12 protein-coding genes and 2 pseudogenes are annotated in these 21,441 nt (G+C 43.7%); 9 read left to right on the forward strand and 5 right to left on the reverse strand.

The features are described 5' to 3' along the window. Window positions 1-457: 457 nt before the first annotated feature. Together recD and IEV36_RS13595 are read right to left on the reverse strand one after the other, a co-directional pair. Window positions 458-2,209: an exodeoxyribonuclease V subunit alpha gene (gene recD / locus IEV36_RS13590; protein ID WP_188393550.1), complete on the reverse strand. Its 1,752-nt coding sequence runs from the start codon at window positions 2,207-2,209 to the stop codon at window positions 458-460. A 99-nt stretch (window positions 2,210-2,308) separates the two neighbouring features. Next, window positions 2,309-6,022, reverse strand: a complete 3,714-nt coding sequence (locus IEV36_RS13595) for a UvrD-helicase domain-containing protein (protein WP_005255432.1) — start codon at window positions 6,020-6,022, stop codon at window positions 2,309-2,311. 215 nt (window positions 6,023-6,237) lie between these two features. Here IEV36_RS13595 and IEV36_RS13600 point away from each other — a divergent pair, with 215 nt between their 5' ends. Next, entirely contained in the window at window positions 6,238-7,269 is a 1,032-nt protein-coding gene (locus IEV36_RS13600) for an OmpA family protein (RefSeq protein ID WP_005255434.1), read from the forward strand. A gap of 79 nt (window positions 7,270-7,348) precedes the next feature. Here the strand turns inward: IEV36_RS13600 and IEV36_RS18950 are convergent. Both IEV36_RS18950 and IEV36_RS13605 read right to left on the reverse strand, forming a co-directional pair. Then, window positions 7,349-8,461 (reverse strand): annotated as a pseudogene (locus IEV36_RS18950) (exodeoxyribonuclease V subunit gamma); the annotation flags it as partial. A 111-nt stretch (window positions 8,462-8,572) separates the two neighbouring features. Next, a pseudogene (locus tag IEV36_RS13605) lies at window positions 8,573-11,050 on the reverse strand (exodeoxyribonuclease V subunit gamma); the annotation flags it as partial. A gap of 190 nt (window positions 11,051-11,240) precedes the next feature. Between IEV36_RS13605 and IEV36_RS13610 the strand changes: the two are divergent. Both IEV36_RS13610 and IEV36_RS13615 read left to right on the forward strand, forming a co-directional pair. Then, a complete protein-coding gene (locus IEV36_RS13610; RefSeq protein ID WP_004774132.1) occupies window positions 11,241-11,747 on the forward strand; it encodes a hypothetical protein in 507 nt (168 codons plus the stop codon). Window positions 11,748-12,011: 264 nt separating this feature from the next. Beyond that, window positions 12,012-13,304, forward strand: a complete 1,293-nt coding sequence (locus tag IEV36_RS13615) for an MFS transporter (protein WP_005255437.1) — start codon at window positions 12,012-12,014, stop codon at window positions 13,302-13,304. 27 nt (window positions 13,305-13,331) lie between these two features. On the opposite strand, the gene pap is transcribed toward IEV36_RS13615, so the two are convergent. Then, on the reverse strand, window positions 13,332-14,750 hold the full coding sequence (pap, locus tag IEV36_RS13620) for a polyphosphate:AMP phosphotransferase (RefSeq protein ID WP_005255439.1): 1,419 nt from the start codon (window positions 14,748-14,750) through the stop codon (window positions 13,332-13,334). 207 nt (window positions 14,751-14,957) lie between these two features. On the opposite strand from pap, the gene IEV36_RS13625 reads away from it, so the two are divergent. The 6 genes from IEV36_RS13625 to IEV36_RS13650 all read left to right on the forward strand — a co-directional run bounded on the left by IEV36_RS13625 (window position 14,958) and on the right by IEV36_RS13650 (window position 21,436). Continuing rightward, a complete protein-coding gene (locus IEV36_RS13625; RefSeq protein WP_188393551.1) occupies window positions 14,958-15,665 on the forward strand; it encodes a DUF8198 family protein in 708 nt (235 codons plus the stop codon). A gap of 211 nt (window positions 15,666-15,876) precedes the next feature. Then, the gene (ubiE, locus tag IEV36_RS13630) at window positions 15,877-16,821 is read left to right on the forward strand and encodes a bifunctional demethylmenaquinone methyltransferase/2-methoxy-6-polyprenyl-1,4-benzoquinol methylase UbiE (RefSeq protein ID WP_005255443.1); all 945 of its coding nucleotides are present in this window, start codon (window positions 15,877-15,879) and stop codon (window positions 16,819-16,821) included. Between the two features lie 10 nt (window positions 16,822-16,831). After that, window positions 16,832-17,506 carry a ubiquinone biosynthesis accessory factor UbiJ gene (locus IEV36_RS13635; protein WP_005255445.1) on the forward strand — a complete coding sequence of 225 codons (675 nt, stop codon included), beginning with the start codon at window positions 16,832-16,834 and terminating at the stop codon, window positions 17,504-17,506. 18 nt (window positions 17,507-17,524) lie between these two features. Beyond that, window positions 17,525-19,144: an ABC1 kinase family protein gene (locus IEV36_RS13640; RefSeq protein ID WP_004774121.1), complete on the forward strand. Its 1,620-nt coding sequence runs from the start codon at window positions 17,525-17,527 to the stop codon at window positions 19,142-19,144. Between the two features lie 267 nt (window positions 19,145-19,411). Continuing rightward, entirely contained in the window at window positions 19,412-20,011 is a 600-nt protein-coding gene (locus IEV36_RS13645) for a cytochrome b (protein ID WP_005255448.1), read from the forward strand. 108 nt (window positions 20,012-20,119) lie between these two features. Beyond that, window positions 20,120-21,436, forward strand: coding sequence for an FAD-dependent oxidoreductase (locus IEV36_RS13650; RefSeq protein ID WP_005255450.1), 1,317 nt, complete (start codon window positions 20,120-20,122; stop codon window positions 21,434-21,436). The last annotated feature ends 5 nt before the right edge of the window (window positions 21,437-21,441 follow it).

Raw genomic sequence — 21,441 nt, forward strand, 5'->3', positions numbered from 1 at the left:
ATCTCTGTGTAAGAAAAAACGTACAAGTCTGTATAACATTTAACTTAATAATAACAAAAAATTGTTCTACAACAGAATTCTCATTTCTTCTTTTTATCTGACTTGATTCAACGCACACAAAGTGAAAAAAACATGAATATTCACGTTTTTGATTGGATTATAGAAATAGATTGATGGTGAAAAATTTGACGTGCTGAAACAGTAAAAATAAAAAAGCCCTGTAGTCTCTCCCAAAACTACAAGGCTTAGCGGCTGTAAGTTTCCTCTCTTATCACTTACTTCACTGTAAGTTCGCTGTCATCACGACGTTATTATTATATTTTTGCGATTTACCTAGCTTTCCGTGCTAGGCTCTTTGTGGGTACATAATCTCAAAAAGCTTTAATTTGCTCTAGCGACAATATCTCGAATCTTTGTAAGCTTTTACTTACAAAAGCTCATATTTTGTAGAAAAAGTTCACAATATAACCAAATTGATCTTTTGCACTAAACCACTGCGGCGTACTGTACGCGTTGTGAGCGCCTGTTGTAGCGCATTTGGATCAGCCAAAATACTTACCACTTTTTTCGCTCGGGTGACCGCTGTATAGATCAATTCCTGACTCAGCAATTTCTCCGCACTTGCATCCAGTACAATCGCGGTATGAGTAAATTCGGAACCTTGAGATTTATGGATCGTCAAAGCAAACGCGGTCTGCATATTTCGTGGTAAACGATGTGCTGCAATCCATTTGTTCAGGCTGGGGAAAAAGACTTCAAATTGCTGTGGCTGAGTTCTATGTTTGAAGCAGATCCCGATATCCCCATTGGAAATACCGAGCTGGTAATCATTATAGGTCATCATCACTGGACGCCCGATATACCAGTCCCCTACGGCAATTTGTTTGAGTTGCTGGTTCAGCCATTGTTCAGCATGACGATTCAGCTGTTCAATCCCCAATTGTCCGTGGCGAATCGCGGTTAAAATACGATAGTCATCAAAGGCCTGAATCACCTGTAACGTATATTGCTCGGGTTCATCTGCCTTTAGATATGTTTTTAATGCCTCGACATAGCCTTGAAAACCATACATTAATTTCTGCTGTGCCGTCGTAATATCAGTCTCATTCTGTTCTGGCAGATACTCAAGCTGAATCAGGTCAGGCATATCTTTAGATAAGACCACTGCTTGTAAAGCTGTTGCTGGTACGATCTGGCTTTCCAGATTTTCCAATACAGAAGCAGCTTCTGCCTGATTGTGCTGATCCTGAATAAATCTTGCCAGTTGTCCAATCTTGGCCTCTCCAGAGAAACGACGACTGGTTTGCAGTTGCACCCGATTCTCCGCCAGTGCAGGAACTTGCTGTAAATCTGCCAAGACTGACCCAACATCAACCGAAGCCAACTGATTGGCATCTCCCAATAAAATAATGCGGCAAGCATCAGGTACCGCTTCAAATAAGGCTGTTGCCAGATTTAAATCCAGCATTGATGCTTCATCGACCACAATCACGTCATAAGGTAAAGGTTGTTTCTGGTTAAAACGAGGAATCTGCCGATTACCCATGCCCAATAAACGATGCAAAGTTTGCGTATTCTGATGGCGTAATTCATCGGTAATCAGTCCCGATGCTACCAGTTTTGGATCATTAAATGAGTTCTGTAATGCTTCCTGCATACGTTGTGCTGCTTTGCCTGTCGGGGCTGCCATCGCAATACGAATATCAGGAATCATCTGATTCAGGGCAGCAATAATACGTGCCAACGTATAGGTTTTACCTGTACCCGGCCCGCCTGTAATAATACTCAGCCCTTGTTGCAACACCATTTTCAATGCCGCCTGCTGATATTCGTCACTCAGTAAGTCGTGATAATCCTCAGCTTGAATGGTATGAATCGTTTGTCGCTTTAATCGACAAATCTGATGAGCGAGACGTTGCTCTAGTTGCCAATATCGGTATAATGCCAAGCCCTGCTGATCATAGACGCACGGCGCCACCTGAGTGGTTGCAAGCTCACTAGAAACAGCAAGATCTCCGAGCGCTTCAAGCTGTAGTGGATTGACTTCAATACAACTATCGCCTTGCAAGCTAGCCTCAACCAGTTGCTGTAATACTTGTGCAGCGCCAACGGACTGAGATGATTGAGAAAATGTTGCTTGTGTGAGGTAGTTACTCCACATATTCAACCAGGTCATTTGCTCAGGCTGATTATCCACTAGCTTGTCCACAGAGTTATCCTCAAACTTACCCACACGCTTGTCCACAAGGTTATAAACATATTTATCCACATGATAAGTTTTTGTTTAGTTTAGCTTCATACATTTTATCTACACCATTTTTCCTGCTTTATCCTCAGAGAAATATCCAAGAATTGCATCCAAACGCAAGATAAATTCGTCCTCAGGTTTCCAGTACAGACAGCCTTGATCTTCTTGCCCATTCATCCCACGTAAATATAAATAAGACGCCCCGCCCAAATGCTGCTCTATGCTGTAGTTCTGCAATTTCACGCTCAGATAACGGTGCAACGCGACCAGATATAAAGCCGCTTGTAGCCAATAACTAGAGAGCGACATACTTTCTGCAATCTGCTCATGTTGGTAATCGGCTTGGTCCGTACCTAAATAATTACTTTTATAATCGGCGATATGGTAACGCTGACCATCGAAGTAAACCAAATCGACTGAACCATTCAGATAACGGGCAGACTTGGCCTCAAGCAGTTCAGGCATCTGGATCTCATATTCTTCAAACAGTTGCTGCACACGCTGCATTGCCAGCACCCGATCCGATAACGCCAGATAGAATGGACATTCCGATAGATATTGCCCCGCCAGTAGTTGCTTTAATTGAAAGCCCTGATTCAGTGGCGTTACCAGCACATCCTGCAACCATGCCGCAATCCATTCATACAGTTGCTGTTCTGGTTGCTCCTGCTCTGGAAAGTGCTGCTGATATTGTTCGAGTAAATCGCCCCATAAACTTTGATAGGTATTTTTAAAACGACGGCGAATTTCCTCAATCCAGGTTTCTGGACGTTGAAAATCAATCTGCTCAAAAATCTCATGCAGAAAGTTGCCCGCCAGCGTGCCTTTAGGAAAGTATTGCTTAATCCATGCGATCGGTTGAGAGGTTGCTAAACTCTGATTACTGGCAAGATTAAGTTCATCTTCGGCCTGTTCAAAATCGGGGTCGATATTCGCCAATCGGTCAACGCGATTGGCCTTGTGCTTGAGATGCTGCGCCAGATAACTGAAACTGGTCTTACCGCGTGCATAAAAGCGTTGCTCAGGCAAAGGCTGGGCAGCAAGCTGAAGCTTTTGTTTGTCCTGCTGCTGATAGGCGGCATACGGTCGTTCAAGTACCAAAGCCTCATCTGCACAGCAACGATGCTGAAATAGCTCACCCTGATTTTTCCAGAATGCCAGACCAGAAAACTTATTTTTATCCCCTTTTTCAGGTTCAAATACCGCATAAACCCGATGGCTGGCACGCGTCAGTGCCACATACCATAAACGGTTTTGCTCAGCTAAGGCGCGTTGCTGATGTTGATCTAACTCAGCCTGCTGTAGAAAGTTTTTATCTGCGACAGCAACCACCCGTTGCGTACGGATCTGCCCTGTTTCTGGATGCTGAATCTCGGCAGTCGAAAAATTTAAACTCTTCTGCATTTCAGCAAAGGCTTTGTTAGCACCAAGCAAAAATACGATTTTATATTCCAGCCCTTTGGACTGATGGATCGTCATCAACTGTACACCGGCTTCACTGGACAGCTTATGTTCTAGCTCCCATTCACGATCACTAGGCGAATGCAGTTGTTTGAGATACCAGTGATACAGATTTTGTATGCCTTGCACATGTTCGCTGTGCTGACTCAGAATGGCGGTGAGATGACGTAAATTGACCACCGCACGCTCATTATCCTTACTCTGCGTTGCCACCAGTTGCTGCCAGATGCCAAACTGGTTTAAACAACGTTGCCACGCCGCCAGAAAACCTTGATTGAGCCACATTTCCCGTATTTCATCCAGTTGCTGGATATAAGCACTTAAGCCTTCTGGACTTTGCTCAAGTGCCAACAAACGGGTTAAGTCAAAGCCAAATAAACGACTCAGCAAGGCACGCTTTAATTTGGCCTCATCATAAGGATTGAGAATGGCGGTTAACAATGCCCCAATATCCTGGGCAATCGCTGAATCAAAAACACTGCGTTTAGAAGGGCGGTTGACCCGAATCCCCAAACGCTCCAATACGTATTGCACTTCATCAAGTTGGCGATGGCTACGGGAGAGTACCGCAATATCATCTTCGCAAATGGCTTTAGGGGTTTCACCCTCCAAATACAGTTGTGTTGCATGCGCCTGATTTAACAGCGTCTGTATTTTCCAAGCCACTTGGGTCGCTTGTTCATTACCATCCTGTAGTTGCAACCAGCGTAATGGTGCGGGATTAATCTGGTTATTTTCAATCAAGGCAGGATGTGGACGTGATCCCGCTTGAATCGGGTCATACAATACCTGCTCACCAAAATCAGTCTGTCGCTGAAACAAGACATCCACTACCTCGACCAGCTCTTTCACTGAACGATGGTTATGAATCAGCTTATAGACACGCCCCTGCTTGGCCATAATATCATGATGGGCATTCAGGAACGTCAGCATATCACCGCCACGGAAACCATAAATGGCCTGCTTACGATCCCCGACCATGATCATGCAGCCCTTTTTATAGCGCTGTGGATGTCGCCAGATACTGGCTAACATATCATCCTGATCTTGGTTCGTATCCTGAAATTCATCTACCAGAATTAGCGGATAACGTGCCTGTACAAATACGGCAAAACGTTGTCCCTGCTCGCCCTTTAATGCTTCAGACAAGGTTTTAATTTGCTGGGAAAATGTGGTTTCGCCCTTTTGCTGCAATACTTGTGGCAGCCTTTTTTTGACCTCAATACACAGATAGGCCTTTAGATAAACCTGTAATTGTTCAAATTGTTGCTGTGTTTGTTGTAATGCCTGGCCAAGCGTCTGTAACTGCAATATTGCGGGATGCTGATAAAATCCATCACTAATGTCTGCTGGACATTTTTTAAAAATTTTCTGATTATCGAGCTTGTCTAAAAACTTGAATAAAGCATCGCGATCTGCCTCAAAATAAGCATCAAAAACCTGTATCGATGCAGGTTGCTTTAAAGCATTTAATAGCGCAGGACAATGCACTGTAAACAGCTTATTAAAAGCATGGTTGCGGAAAGACGTACCATTAATATGGGAATAATGCGCACCATCCAGATGAAAATATTCAGCCAGCTCGGCCAATTCAATCTGTTCAGCTTGCTGCTGCCATTGTTGTAATTGCGCCAGTTCAATCTCAGGCATGGCTGGCAATTTAAATTGAGCCGAACTAAAGTTGAGAGAACTCTCGACCATCGAGACAAAATGGTCGACACTCTTGAGACCGCCTACGCTATAAAGTGCATCAATCACTTGTTGTGGTTGAGCCTGAATCCACTCACGCAATACATCATGAATCAATTGACGAGTATAGCTTTTTGCATCATCGGTAATCTGTGCCGCTTCGATCTTGCCACTTTCAAAAGCAAACTCTCTGAGCAACTTCTGGCTAAAGCTGTCCAGAGTTCCGACAAATAACTCATCTAACTGATCAATCACCAGTTTCAAACGTTCACAGGCATAGGCAATACGAGGTGCAAAAGTCTGTAGAACTTGCTGTTTGAGCGGATCTGACTCTTGTACAGCCAAGGCCTGAATATCCTGTTCCAGCACGGTACGTAACGGTTCCAGATATTGCTGCATCTCCACCAGACGTAAACGGATACGGCTTTTTAACTCGGCAGCGGCGGCACGGGTAAAGGTGGTTGCAATGACCTGATTGGGCAGATATTTCTCCAAGAAAATACGCACCATCAAGCTGGACAGCGTATAAGTCTTGCCTGTCCCCGCCGAGGCTTCAATCAGATGTAGACCTTCGAATTGAATATCCCGAATCGGTTGAAAAGACGTATTTTCTATAGATGACATAAGCCCCATACTCTGAAACTAAAACGATGCGCGAAGGCATAGCAATCATTTTTAATCATAACTGATTGTATTCGAACTTTCACAGCCGTTGTGCTGAGTCCACATCTCTCCGAATAGATGTTATACATCTATATTTCATCGTATTTCAGGATCTATCGCGATGAATATAGGCAATACGGGATATGCAATAAATAAATTCGAAGGAAAATAAATCTATGAAAAATATTATCTTTCTATCTGTCATTATTGGGGCAACTTTAGTTAGTGGATGTAGCAAGTCAAATAATAGCTCGACAGCCCCGAATCATAGCGCCACGGCAGATACAACAAAAGATGACATTTCGGGTCATGATGACACAAATCACTCATCCAATACTTTTGCCATTCAAAACATCCCCATCTCAAACCATCAGTTTGGAGAATTTCCCTTTTTTAATCTTCCAGCAGGGTTGATCACCACTAACCCACCGATTCAACGTAAATATGACATCGTCTACTTTCCTATTAACGGAGTGATGACGCCCATCGAAGGCCGTGTATGGAAATCTCATATTTCTCTAGAGAAACCAGAAAATGGGGACTGGTCTCTGCCTTACTTCTTAAAAAGTTACGATGATGCAGTCACTGCGGTCGGTGGGAAAAAGATATTTGACGGAAAAATCCCAGATCAGGAATATAAACGCTATCACGATCAGGCACCCTATTTAGGTGAAGATGGCTCGATTGGCTACGCGGATCAGGACATTAGAGTCTATATTATTCGCAGGCCAGATGGCGATGACATCTATCTTCAACTGACTGGCGATACTGCTTCTGGTCGCGTCAATATTTTACAAGAAAAGCCATTTAAACAGACCATCACATTACTCCAGTCAGAGGAGATCCAGCAACAACTGGAAGACACAGGTAAAGCCATTCTATATATCAATTTCGACAGCAATAAAGCGACCTTAAAACCTGAAGGTATGGTCAGTATTCAAGAGATCAAGGAAGTACTCGATAAAGATCCTCAACTTAAGCTTGAAATACAGGGCTATACAGATGATATAGGCAGCGCTGAGCATAACCAGATGTTGAGTCAGGCACGTGCAGAAGCCGTCAAGAATGAGCTTGTTAGAGCCAACATTTCCTCTAATCGGCTTCAGGCAACAGGCTTTGGGCAGACTAAGCCGATTGCAGATAATCAGACCGAGCAAGGAAAAGCGAAGAATAGACGAGTCGAGCTGGTCAAACTCAATGCTGACTAACAGTCCCCATACTCCAACGCTTGTTGATATAGGACAATCAAGATATTCCTGCACTCAACAAGCGGGTGTTGCCGATGTGCTATTCCACACGTAAAAATTCAAAAATAGGTTGGTACAAGCGATAGGAATAGTGATCACAAGCATATTGCAATAATGCTGTTGCATCCTGTTCTTGCAAAATAAACTGCCAGTCCCGATGTAACTTACAGGCTTCATTCTGGGTCATATCAAAGCCAGAGAAATCGCCTGTATCATTCCAGTCTTTCAGCACCTGCTTTTGACTGTCTTCAACTAATACCTGCTTTGAATCCAGTTCAAACCATTCGTATTGCTTGGCTTTTTCTAGTGGCTTTAACATCAATGCCGCAGGTAAAACCACAGGCTGTTGTTGTGCAGTTTGCCAAAGTTCCAGCCACGCCTGTAAATAAGTCTGTGCTTGCTGGGAACTCAAGCCTTCACAAATCACGGTCTGATCACTAAACACCACGATACGGCGTTTTTCAGTTGCAGCCTCATGATTCAATACCGTGAGCCACAACAGATACTCCAGCCAGACCTTGGCAAGACGCTTGGCACGTGCGCTTGAGGCATCCAGACTAATCCAGTCCTGCCCGATGTGTTTCGGGGTCATACAACCGATCTGTAAATGTTTCGACACTCGCCAAACACGCTCTGTGGTTTCTGTCGGCGCTGGGGCATATTGCTGCAAACGTTCCAGTAAACGCTGTTGCTCTAAGCGGCTTTGCTGCCAAGCACTTTGCTGGACTTTGCCTACAGGCAACTGATCTTGTAATAACTGAGGTGAAGTCTTGTCATCATGCTGCTGTAAAAAATGACGAATGGCATATTTACCCAAGCCATCTAGCAATAGAGGCTCAGTTTGATCAACGAGTTCTGTTGCACTCAGGTTTTCTACACCCAAAGTTTTTAAGTACAAACGGGCTGGAAAAGTGACATCCTGAATCCATTGCTGACCATCCAGAATCAGCATTTCATTATTTTCAACGGGATAAACCGTATTGACCCAAGCCGCTCGTTCGCCTTTTTCCTGCTGGATTTGCGAAGCAACTTTAAACCATTGGTCCTGAAAACGAATATGGCCTTGTTCTGCCATAAAGCCTAATGGATCAAAGGGTTGTAAGCGATGAATATAGAAAAGTGGATACAACTGTGTCGGGAGTTGCAAGGCTGCAAATTCTTTAGAAAAATCCTCTATATCTCCAGAGTCACCCTTTTTTAAAGATGAGCTGAGAGCAATTTCCCCCAATGAAGCCTCTCCCTCTGAGAGAGATTTAGAGAGGGGTGGCTTTATAATCAGTGCCAAATGATCGCGGAAGTTCTGTAATACACTAGATGGCTCTCGTACTTCACCATCATTCACATCAAAACCATTATAGAACAACCATAATTGTTCCTGCGCCAACAAGACCGCATCTAAAAAAGCGCCCTGATCATCTTCCAGACGAGAACGATCCCCCAATTGCTGACGTAACGCATCCATCAAATCAAAAGGAATATGACTATCACGATTTGGAAATTTTCCTGTATCCAGATTCAACATCACAATCAGTCGATAAGGAATTGGCCGAATCTGACCAATCTGGCTAAAGGTAATTTGCCCTGTGGGTTCAACCTGCGCTGACTGGCTTTCCAAAGTCCGTTGAATTTCTTCAATGATATAAGGCAGAGGCAAAGAAATCTGGCGTAACTGGCTTTCCATATCTTCATAATAACTTGCCAGCGTCAGCATCCGCTCCTGCTTCTGAATAATCTCACGCACAGCTTTTAAGGCCACAATATCGGCCTGCTCAAATTCTTGAACATCTGCTTTCAGGCGTTTTAGCCATGTCTCTACTGGTAAGCGCTGGCCTTGCTCATGCGCCACCAGCCAGTGACGTCGCACCGACAAATCCTGATATATCTGGATCAGAATACCAATCAGTTCAAAATCACTTGGCTGTACTGCTGCATAACTTAAAGTTTGCTGCACCATTACATGCGCAGGTACAGCAATACCTAAAGCCAAACGATCTAAAGCAAACTTGAAGCTATAACGATAGTCTTGATCATCAGCACTTAGACTATGCTTGAGATGCTCTTCATCCAGACCGCGTTTAAAACCCGCTTCATTTAGCAGGGTCAGGATGCGTTGTGCCTGACTATAATCCAGTCCATAACGCTGTTGGGTTGCCGATAGATTCAACCAGTCAGCAAAATCATCTTGTGTCATTCGGGTTTGCGTCAGTTGCAAACGCCCTAGCACTGCCCGCCAAGCATTCAGTGCATCGAGCTGGGCCACACCTGCAATTTTAACGGGTAAGAACACATCATGATCATTGGGCACTGCATGGAAAACACTACGAATCAGCGGCTCAAGCTCAGCCAGATTCGGGGTAAGAATCAGAATATCGTTGGGACGACGTGGTGATGAATCTGACTGGGAAAGCCAATGTAAGAGCTGTTCTTTTAACACCTCCAGCTGTCTGAGGCTCGAATGACAGACATGGAACTGAACCGATTTATCCTCGGCTGCCAGTTCATATTGCTCAGGTAATGGCTCTGCCAGATAGAAAATATCCGACTGGATTTTGCCCAGTAAGGTCTCGGGGAAATAATCTTCAAATGCATCAACCCATTTCCCCTCCTCGCCTGTTGCAAGTTGCGATAACAAGGAAAAGTGATCACGCGCCTGCTTGCCTAAACGGGTGAGTAAAGGATGACGAGATTCACGATTTAGAGCATTAAAACCTAAACTAAAACGCTCAAAAAAAGCAGTAATTTCTGCATCGGTTGCCTTGGGATGCTTGGCAATAAAACGTTCTTTCACACCTAAGTCATAACGTTGCTTCCACAAGGGATCGACGCTATCCGCCCAATATTCTTGTGAAGGGTTATAGTGCAAAATCACCACATCAAGATATTGACCTAAACGGCGTAAAAACTGCAGCTGGCTGGGTGGCAAATCGAGCACCGTAAAAACGATCACCTGATTCGGTAATTGTGCTAAAGCTTTTGCCCGTGTCTGCTCATTATCTAAAGCCTTCCAGAAATCGGCATCAATCCCCTGCATTTCAATAAAGTCATCATGGAAATAGTTTTGCCATAACCAGCGTTGCCACGCTTCCAGTTGTTCGGTCTGGTTTAGGCTAAAGGCTGAGGTCTGCTGATCGGTCTTGGCAATCAGCTGTTCAATATCGAGTGCTTTATTCTGCCCCCAAGTCGAGAGCCAGTTCGTTGTGCAACTGCATTCACTGCGACAGCCTTTTTGACAATGACCGCGATAAATCATGTAGTTATTAAAGAGTTGCGACACCTGCTCCGCCACCCAATACAACATACTCTGCTTTTTTAACTGTTTCTCTGTACCCTGCGGTAATTGAGCCGCACTGTCATAAATACGTTGCACAATTGAATATAAAGGATGATCTGTAGCAAGATCGAGCTGATCAGCACGGATAAAGGGCTGCAAGGCTTGGTGAATACGCCATTTTAAAATTAATCGTGGAATATTGGCCTTTCGCACCTGCTCTTTATTTTCAAGCACCTGCTGATAGGCATACCACTGAAAACCACGAATACGCTGATGGAATTGATAGTTGGCGGTCATGCCTTGTTGTTCAGCAATCTTCTGTATTAACCATTGTTCTTGTGCAGGACTCGGGACAATAAAATGCTGGGTTTTAAATACCTGAAAAGGTGAATCACTGGGCTGGGTAATTGATGCCATCACGCCTTGTAATAACACTTCAAGACGTTGACTTTGAATAACATGAATACCCATGTATTAATATAACCTCATCAAAAAATGATCATTTTGTTGCACGAAAACGTCCATAATAGTCACTATACAACATTCAACTTCATATCATGAAGTCACGTTAAATACACAATCCAACAAAAAAATTGTTTTGAAATTCACCATTCAATACGATTGAATGTACTATCAAGGGATAGACTTTAGGTATAACTTTATGAAAATTGAAAAAATTCCTGATTCCATTGACCCAAGTTTAAACTTGGAACAAATCCGTGACGAATGTTTAGAACTCGCTAAAAAACGTGCATATTGGTCCGCAGGTGCAGCAATTGTACCGATTCCATTCTTTGATGTGGTGGTTGATTTGGGCATGCTGACCCAGATTATTCCCGATATTAATGCCCGCTTTGGTTTGGCACCTGAACATATCAGTGTTTACGACCCTGAAACTAAAAAAGTTCACTGGGACGAACTACGTAAGCGCGGATTTGAGTTTTCAGGTTTTGTGGTGGCGCGTACCGCGATGAAAAAGTCGTTTAATGGCTTTTTCACCAAGATTGCCACCAAACAGGTGACTAAATTTATTCCTTTAGGCGGACAACTTGTGGCAGCAAGTCTCGGCTATTTCATGATGCGTAAAATCACTGAAGCGCATGTACAGGATTGCTATAATCTGGCAAAACGGATTCAGCAAAAAAGCCGTAATACCATTGTTGCTTAAATCAAAAACGAGCAGGTATCGATTTAAATACCTGCTTTTTATTGGTTTGGTCAGGTGAAATGAAAAACTGAAAATTGCCCTTATTACTCGACCAAATTCATGTGTTATTTACTTCACACCTCAAGACTCCTGTTTACATCACACCAACACACCCATAAAAAAACACCACAATTACGTTAATATTCACTTAATTTTTTAAGCTTTCATAAAGATTGTATTTTTAATCTCCACATCTCGATGATAATTAGATGATGGAGCGTCGTTGTGCAAACTAGCCAATCACCTTCTCGTGTCCGTGCAATTTTTAACGTGACCAGCGGGAACTTCCTTGAACAATACGACTTCTTCCTTTTCGGTCTCTATGCACAGGCGATAGGCGAGACTTTCTTCCATTCCGATAGCAGTTATGCCGCACTGATGAAAACCTTTTTGGTGTTTGCTGTCAGTTTTCTGATGCGTCCAATTGGTGCTCTGCTACTTGGCCCTTATGTTGACCGGATCGGCCGCCGTAAAGGTCTAATGGTCACTTTGAGCATTATGGCTTTTGGTTCTTTAATCATTGCATTTACGCCAAGCTATGCCAGTATCGGCTTCGCAGCCACAGTCCTCATTTTCGCGGGGCGGCTTGCGCAAGGTTTCTCTGCTGGCGTTGAACTTGGCGGGGTCTCGGTTTATCTGGCAGAAATTGCCGAGCCACATAACCGTGGTTTTATCACCAGTTGGCAATCGGCGAGTCAGCAAGTCGCGGTGATCTTCGCTGCTGTGTTGGGCTATCTCGTCAGTGTCATTTTCACCAAAGCTCAGGTTGATGCATGGGCATGGCGCATTCCCTTCTTTGTCGGTTGTGCCATCATTCCATTTATCTTCTGGCTACGTAAGTCATTGGCTGAAACGGAAGCCTTTGCCTCCCGTAAAGAACATCCAAGCACTCGACAAATTCTAAGCACTTTGGCGGCCAACTGGAAAATTGTGCTGGCAGGTGTGTGTATGGTCGCCACCACAACGACAATGTTCTACTTTATTACTGTCTATACACCAACTTACGGTAAAGAAGTACTCCATTTAACCCGTACCGAAAGTTTAATCGCCACGATTATGGTTGGGCTAAGTAACTTTATTTTATTACCGATTGGCGGACATCTTTCTGACAAATTTGGTCGAAAACCACTGTTAATCACCACAACCTTATTGATCTTTATCAGTGCTTATCCACTACTGACTTGGTTGACCCATACCATTAGCCTGTCGCATATGTTGATGGTGTTGTTGTGGTTCTCTTTACTGTATAGCTTTTACAACGGCGCGCTGGTGGTTTCACTAGCGGAAATGATGCCGAGTTCAGTCCGTATTGCCGGTTTCTCCGTGGCTTATAGCTTTGCCACCTCGATTTTTGGTGGACTTACCCCAATGATTGCAACCTATCTGGTACAGACCTCAGGCAATAAGAGCATGCCTGCTTTCTGGCTGATGTTCGCCGCAATCACCAGTTTAATCGCGACACTGATCGTATTCCGACAGCATCGCAGTTATAGCGCCCAATTGGCGAGTAACAATTAATTTAATTGAAGTTAGCTGTAAGGCGGATTAGTCCGCCTTCAGTTGTTGCAAGATCGCTTTTAAAACCTGAATCCGCGCTGAATATTTATCATCCGTCGCAATTACATACCACGGTGCATAATCGGTATCGGTTCGTTCAAACATATCCGCTGCTGCCTTAAGATAATCATCCCATTTCTCGCGGTTACGCCAGTCTTCTTCAGTGATTTTAAAACGCTTATGTGGTGTTTGTTCACGTGCCTTGAATCGGAGTGCCTGCTCGTCTTTACTAATTGCCAGCCAGATTTTGACAATCACCGTCTGGCTATCCACCAGATTTTCTTCAAAACGATTAATTTCACTATAAGCTCGTTGCCATTCTACTGTAGAGGCAAAACCCTCAATGCGCTCAACCAACACCCGTCCATACCAGGTACGGTCAAAAATGGTAATCTTGCCGCTATCATTTAATCTATTCCAGAAACGCCATAAATAAGGTCGGCGCAACTCATAACGTTCGGGTGCTGCAATGGTATGAATTTCATATTCTCTCGGATCGAGTTTTTTGACGATGCGTTTGATCGCACCGCCCTTACCTGCTGCATCCATCCCTTCAAAGCAAATCACCACTTTGCGCTCATCAAACCGTAGCTTATCCGCCACTTTTTTGGTCAGTTTACTCAGTTCTTCTTTATAATCTTCTTTTTCCAGATTGGCTTGCTCTGGTTCCAATAGGCGCTGTGGAATTTTTGCCTGTTGCCACTTCTGGGTCACTTTAGTCTGGTGTTCTGGCAACTCTTGCAAGGTTTGCAAAAGATATTGTGCGAAACATTGATCACGCAACTTTTCATCTTCGCCATCAATAATAAACCAGTCATCGGTAAAGCGTTGGCTCAAGCCCTGCAAGGTATCGTATTGTTTTTTATTCCGCCAATCCAGACCGTGTAATTTATGCCAGCGCTGTTCCGAAGCATCGATTTGGTCCAAGCGTTTTTGTAGCGATTTCCACGATAAATCAAACCAGACTTTGACAATATGTACATGATTATTTTGCAAATCATGTTCAAAAGCCCGCATTTGTTCAATATAGGCATCAAACAGATTTTCATCCAGTGGCTTGGAGACATGCATCGCAGTGGTGAGCAAATCGCTATACCAGTTACCAAACATCACCACGATTTGCCCTTCAGCGGGAATAAAACGGGTGTAAGACTGCCAAAAAGGCTGGTTATTTGTTAAAAATTGCGGTGCGTCGGCCTTGACTCGTAAATAACGAGGATCTAGCCATTCACGTAACTGTTTCACGGCCTCACCTTTACCGGCCAGCTCAATACCACTCACCAGAACCAGAACACTTTTTGCATTTTTCTTATCACGACTTTCTTTTAATGCATATTGCGCCTCAATCAGCTCTAAAGAGAGTTCATCTTCGTCACGTAATTCAAATGTGGGTTGTTGTTTACTCATGTGCTGCTCTAACTGGCTCATTATTAAAATTAAAATTGCTATTGTTCAAACTATAAATGTTCGCAGAAAAACCCGTGTACAGTTTATGTTGACTGTACCGACACGGCTATAGTGACTAATTATTAAGCATTTAAAGTTTATGCTGTCATGGTTCTCCGCTATGATGATGCCTATGATTTTATCGTTTTATTTTCTTTGAGTTCGAACATGTCAAAACTCGCTGCATTTGATCAACTTTTATTACAATATCAATCTTTGAATTACCACCAGAATCCAGCGATTGCACAGAGATTGCATGAAGTACAGGCATGGATGAAAGCACGTATTGCCGAGACGCATGCGGAGTTCTTTGCCGAACCCAAGAACCAGCTTATGGCAGCGTACTTTTTAAATCGCTTATATGGTGGGCCAGACTTTGATGCAATGGCGCAACAAATCGAACGTCTGCTCAAATATGCCCATAAAGCCGAAAGCCTTCTCCCAGAAAATGCGATTAAAACAGGCACTAAATCAGTGAGCTTAGCGGTACTTGCAACACGACTCGATGAGCAAGTTGCCCAGCAACTGTTAGAAGATTATCCCCTCGAAACACCTTTAACGGATGAGATCATGCGCCAAACCTTGATTAAACTCGATCAGGGCGAAGCGCGTTATGAACAACTCCAGCTTCTTGATGAATTAGGCGTGACGCTTGATAAATATATGCGTTCAACCATGATGTATGCTGCCTTTAAAATGTGCAAAGGCATCGCACATAAATACCAGTTTGATGGCATGTATGAGTTTATTCAGGAAGGTTTCGCTGCGATGAAACCCATGAAATCTGCGGCAACCTTTATCAACACCTTCAGTGAAAAAGAGCGTGAAATTATTGATAAAGTTCATGCAGGACACCCAAATCCATTCCGAGACTAGGATAAGTCTGCTTCTATTTCAGCCACGCACATGATGGCTGAAATAGAAAAATGAGTCTTTTCAAATCTTAAGAAAAATTAAAACCCTTTTGAGAAAGTGACTTTCTGTATATTATTCATATCAATTACATGCGAAACCCTGTAAAAAGATACAAAATCTGTCATCATGCTTGCTGATTCGTGCCGCTAGAGCGAAAGTTTAGGAGAAAACAATGTCTAACGAAAACCAACAGCCTACCCCAGAAGTTGAGCAAAACCCAAGTTCAGACAAAGTCAGCCCTTTCTTAAACACGCCACTTCCACAAGGCACACCACAAGGTCAGCAACAGTCTTTACAACAAGATGCAGCAGCGCCGACCTCAACAGGTTCAATCCCAAAATATAATTTGCCGCGCGGTGCCAATACAGGCAACGTTGGTGCAACCACACACTTCGGTTATCAAACCGTGAGTAGTGATGATAAGGCACAAAAAGTTGCCGAAGTGTTCCATTCAGTTGCCAGCAAATACGACATCATGAATGACTTGATGTCATTTGGTATCCATCGTATATGGAAACGTTTTGCGATTAATATGTCAGGTGTTCGTCGTGGTCAGCACGTACTGGATATCGCAGGTGGTACAGGCGATTTAGCTAAAGTATTCAGTCGTGAAGTTGGACCGCAGGGTCATGTTGTTTTATCAGACATCAACGAATCAATGTTAAATGTCGGTCGTGATCGTCTGATTGATGCAGGCTGCACCAACGTTGATTTCGTACTTGCCAATGCTGAAACTTTAGAGCCATTTGCAGACAACAGTTTTGATTTAGTCACCATCAGCTTTGGTCTGCGTAATGTGACTGATAAAGATGCTGCTTTACAAGCCATGTATCGCGTGCTTAAGCCAGGCGGCCGCTTATTGATTCTTGAGTTTTCTAAGCCAGTGTTTGAGCCATTCTCAAAACTGTATGACCTTTATTCATTCACAGCATTGCCGATCATGGGCAAACTGGTTGCCAATGACTCGGAAAGCTATAAATATCTGGCTGAATCGATTCGTATGCACCCAGACCAGCGTACCCTGAAAGGAATGATGGAAAATGCAGGCTTCCAAAGCTGTGACTATCACAACTTAACTGGTGGTATTGTTGCAGTTCATCGTGGATTCAAACTTTAAGGTTTAAGATATGTGGTCGATTTTAGCACTCGGTGCAGTCGAACGTATCATTCATCATGTGATTGATCTGGATGCAATTACACGCATTCAGCTCAATCAACTACAAGGTCAATTATTACGTGTTGTGATCGATAGCCCACAACTCTCGGTTGATGTGTTTTTTGATGAGAATAAAGTTCGTCTCGAACCGACCGTGACGGGACAAAGTCAAAGCCCTTCTATTTTTGAACAACGCCCCTTTGATCCTCAACATACCCTCAAGGATGCAACTGCAACCTTACATGTTGAAAATACGGTTGAGCTGGTTAAATTATTGCTCAGCGACATGGATCAGATTGGCAATATTCCATTGCAAGGTGATTATCACTTATTGCAGGATATTCAAAAAATCATGCAGCAAGCAGAGCCAGATCTCGCAGCGCATTTATCCCCGTGGATCGGTCCACAACTGGCACATGAGTTGGGTAAAGTGCAACTTGCACCGAAACAGTTAAAACGCTCACTACAAAGCCATTTATTTTTTGTTGAAGATGCCTTAAAAGAAGATAGCGGTTTATTTGCCCCACGTTGGCAAATGGATGATCTCAATCGAGAGACCCGCCAACTCAATCAGGAAATTGATCGTCTGGAAGCCAAGCTTCAACAGCTGAATGCTCAATTCAATCCACAAAAGCAACCCACATAAGACTAGGTAAGACTTTATATGATTCCGCATGTTACACGGTTACACGAACTCTGGCGTATCGCAGCACACTATCGCCTTGATACCCTGTTCCCTGCGGAAGAATTACCTGTTAAAGCACGTCATGCATTAAATATCATTAAAATGCATCCCGCGGCTTGGTCAAGTCGTGAAAAGAAGAATCCGCTTAAACTGAAAGAAGCACTTGAAGAAATGGGGCCGCTGGCGATTAAGCTGGGACAACTGCTGTCTACACGCCGCGACCTGATTCCACCAGAAGTATTATCACAATTGGTGTTATTGCAAGATCAAGTCAAGCCCTATGACACTCAACTGGCAAAACAACGGATTCAGGAATCACTTAAAGCAGATGTGACCACCCTGTTCTCCCGCTTTGATGAACAACCGCTTGCTGCTGCTTCGATTGCACAAGTGCATACAGCAGCTTTGCATGATGGTCGCGAAGTCGTAGTGAAGGTCACTCGTCCTGATATTCGCAGTCAAATCTTACAAGACTTTGAAATTCTGGCTTGGTTAGGCGACTGGCTGGAAAACCGTTTGGAAGCGGCTCGAGCCTTGCATCTGACAGAGATCATTCAAGATTATCGTCAGATTATTTTAAATGAGCTTGATCTAAGTCTTGAAGCCGATAATACCCGTCGTATGCGTCACTACTTTACCGGTTCAAGCATGATGTACGTGCCTGAAGTCTATATGGATAGTAAAGATGTAATGGTAGCGGAACGTATTACTGGCGTGCCGATCTCTGACATCGCGACCTTTGACCGTTTAGGCATGGATCGTGCGGATCTGGCAGAAAAAGGCCTGACCATTTTCTTTACCCAAGTATTCCGAGATAATTTTTTCCATGCAGATATGCATCCGGGAAATGTCTTTGTCGAGACCATTAATCCAAGCAATCCACGCTTTATTGCGCTGGACTGTGCCATCATGGGTGAACTGTCCAAACATGACCAGATGACCGTTGCACGTATGTTGCTTGCCGTTATGAACAGCAACTTTATGCAATTGATTCAAATCGTGCATCAGGCAGGCTGGATTCCACCGGGTACGGATCAGGATGCATTATCGCGTGAAATGCGCCGTACTGTTGGGCCAATGGTTTCAAAGCCGATGGATCAATTGGATTTTGCAGGCATCCTGATCCAGGTCATGGATATTGCCCGTCGTTTTCATCTGGAAATTCCACCACAACTCATGCTACTGCTCAAGACACTGGTACATGTGGAAGGTTTGGGTACTGACCTTTATCCGCAACTGGATATCTGGAAACTGGCAAAACCGATTCTGACCGAATGGGTGAAAGCCAATATGAACCCCGTCAAGAATGTCAAAGAACTGGGCCAGCAAATCCCAGATCTATTACTTGGCGCGCAAGACATTCCAAGCCTGTTGATTGATAGTCTGAATGGATTAAAAAACCAGTCTGCATGGCATGACAAGCAACTCCGTGAAATCCAGCACATGCGTTTGCAAATGCAGCAACAGCAACGTCGTAGCTGGATGTTTGGCAGCACCATGCTGATTTTGTTAACCATTGCCATTATTACACCATGGTTTATTTCCATTGTCCTGATTGTGCTAAGTAGCCTGTTGGCGCTTTGGCGTATTGCGAAATAAATTCTGCTTTAAATCAAACAAAGGCTATATCGATAGATATGGCCTTTCTTTTTGCCTTCAAATTCATTTTTTCTTAAAACCCTGCAAAAATGCAGCCAATTTTCAATTTAAAAATCATTTCAGGAAAATTTTATATTGAACTTAGGCCATCCTTACCTAAGCCCTTTTCCTGTTTTGAGAAGTAGATAATCATTTTTTTATTGATTGCTCATCGAAGTTACGACTATGGCAATCAAATTAAAAAAACAGATGTGAAAGGATGCAAATTTGAGTTTAAGGAATAGCGCAGAGAATTACGGCACAATTGCAAAATGGCTACACTGGACCACAGCATTGCTATTTTTATGTGCCTATTGCAGTGTTTATTACCGCCATTGGTTTACCGAAAAAGGTACAGCTGAAAACTTGACTGCTCTACAAATGCATCTTTCTGTCGGCGTAAGTATTGCAGTGCTTGTCATCCTTCGCGTGATCTGGCGTCTCAGCAATCCACAACCGAAGTTAGAACCTGCCAGCCCGCTCATGACTTTTGCAGCGCATGCAGGGCATTTTGCCTTATATGCCATTATGATCATTGCACCATTAACAGGCTATTTAGGTACCAGTGTAAATACGGAATTCTTTTTCCTGTTTGAGATCCCCCAATTTGAGCATACAGCCCTGTTCCAAAGCTGGATTTCACAAGGCTTGGGCTTAACCTTTGAAGAATTTGAGCAACCGATTGATTTTATTCATAAGAAAATTCTTGGACAATGGCTGATCTGGGTTTTAATCCTCGGGGATGCAGGCGCAGCGCTGTATCACCACTTTATCAAAAAAGACCGCACCCTCCTCAAAATGACCACTGGGCAAGATCAACCTAAATAAACCCATCTAATATTTAAAAAAGCGCTTAGATTTTCATTTTTAAAAAGTCGTGCAGATCAGTTAAGATCATTACTGAACGCTCCAATAAAGACTTTAAAAGAATAAGCAATGAAAACTCCACACTTTGCGATTGTCGGTGCAGGTACTGCTGGACTTGCCACAGCCATTTTACTTGCACGTGCAGGCAATCAAGTCACGCTATTTGAACAGGTAGATGAACTTTCCCCTATGGGTGCAGGTTTACTTTTACAACCCGCAGGTTTAGCCGTATTTGAACATCTTGGTGTACTTGAATCTGCACTAAAATTAGGCGCGAGAGTCACAGGATTAGAAGGTCAGCTTGCAGATAAACGACTGTTGGTAAATAGTCATTATCGTGAGGCAGGCAGCAATCTATATGGACTCGGCATTCATCGTGCAACTTTATGTCACGTTCTCACCCAAAAGCTGGCTGAATATTCTAGTCATGTCACTTGGCGAATGAGTCACTCGATCGACCAGATTCAGGAAAGTACTCATGCAGTTCGGCTATTCGGTACGTATCAGCAACAGAAATTTGATGAACATTTTGATGCTGTACTGGTTGCCAATGGTGCGCGTAGCCAGTTACGTCCTAAAGCATGGGTAAAAGTGGATCAGGCTTATCCGTGGGGTGCGGCATGGAGTATCGTGCCAGAATGCCCAAACTTAAATCCTGAAATTTTGCATCAATTTTATGACCGCTCGAAAATCATGATGGGTGTGCTGCCTACAGGTGCAATCCCGACCGCTCCACAGCAACGCCTTTCTAGCGTGTTCTGGAGTTTGCCTACCCCGCAACTGGGTACTTTTCTAAAAGATGAATCAGCGAAACAGCAATGGTTAAAGCAAGTCGGCGATCGTTGGCCTGAGGTTGCAGAATGGCTCAAACAGCTTTTGACGAATGAACAGAATCAACCCCAATGGCTTTCCGCTCAATATCGTGATGTGGTGATGTCACAATTTGGACAAGGTCGAATCGGTGTGATCGGTGACGCTGCCCATGCCATGAGCCCACAACTGGGGCAAGGTGCCAATATGGCTTTACTGGATGCATGGGCCTTTTCTCAATCCTTACAGGCTGCAACCCATCATCAGCAAACTGACTGGCCGATGCTCTGGCAACACTACCATCAACATCGACGTTCTTCGACCCAGTTCTACCAGTTTCTCAGCCGATTATTAACGCCATTGTATCAATCTGATCATTGGTGGGCGGGCGGCATACGCGATCTGACTTTCCCATGGATGTATCAAATCCCCTATTTCCGTAAAGAAATGGCAATCACCATTTCAGGTTTAAAAACTGGACTATTTCAGCAACTGGATTATCAGCAAGTGGCACATTATGCTGGATCAAACCATACATTGAAAAATACCAATGCATCTGTCCCTGAATATGAATGAGCACA

Source organism: Acinetobacter vivianii, assembly GCF_014635885.1.
Classification (GTDB): Bacteria; Pseudomonadota; Gammaproteobacteria; order Pseudomonadales; family Moraxellaceae; genus Acinetobacter; species Acinetobacter vivianii.

Bases quoted from the DNA above. Each gene is read 5' to 3' on its own strand.
- IEV36_RS13595 (WP_005255432.1), bottom strand. From the start codon at position 6,022: ATGTCATCTATAGAAAATACGTCTTTTCAACCGATTCGGGATATTCAA.
- IEV36_RS13600 (WP_005255434.1), top strand. From the start codon at position 6,238: ATGAAAAATATTATCTTTCTATCTGTCATTATTGGGGCAACTTTAGTT.
- IEV36_RS13610 (WP_004774132.1), top strand. From the start codon at position 11,241: ATGAAAATTGAAAAAATTCCTGATTCCATTGACCCAAGTTTAAACTTG.
- pap (WP_005255439.1), bottom strand. From the start codon at position 14,750: ATGAGTAAACAACAACCCACATTTGAATTACGTGACGAAGATGAACTC.
- IEV36_RS13625 (WP_188393551.1), top strand. From the start codon at position 14,958: ATGTCAAAACTCGCTGCATTTGATCAACTTTTATTACAATATCAATCT.
- ubiE (WP_005255443.1), top strand. From the start codon at position 15,877: ATGTCTAACGAAAACCAACAGCCTACCCCAGAAGTTGAGCAAAACCCA.
- IEV36_RS13635 (WP_005255445.1), top strand. From the start codon at position 16,832: ATGTGGTCGATTTTAGCACTCGGTGCAGTCGAACGTATCATTCATCAT.
- IEV36_RS13640 (WP_004774121.1), top strand. From the start codon at position 17,525: ATGATTCCGCATGTTACACGGTTACACGAACTCTGGCGTATCGCAGCA.
- IEV36_RS13650 (WP_005255450.1), top strand. From the start codon at position 20,120: ATGAAAACTCCACACTTTGCGATTGTCGGTGCAGGTACTGCTGGACTT.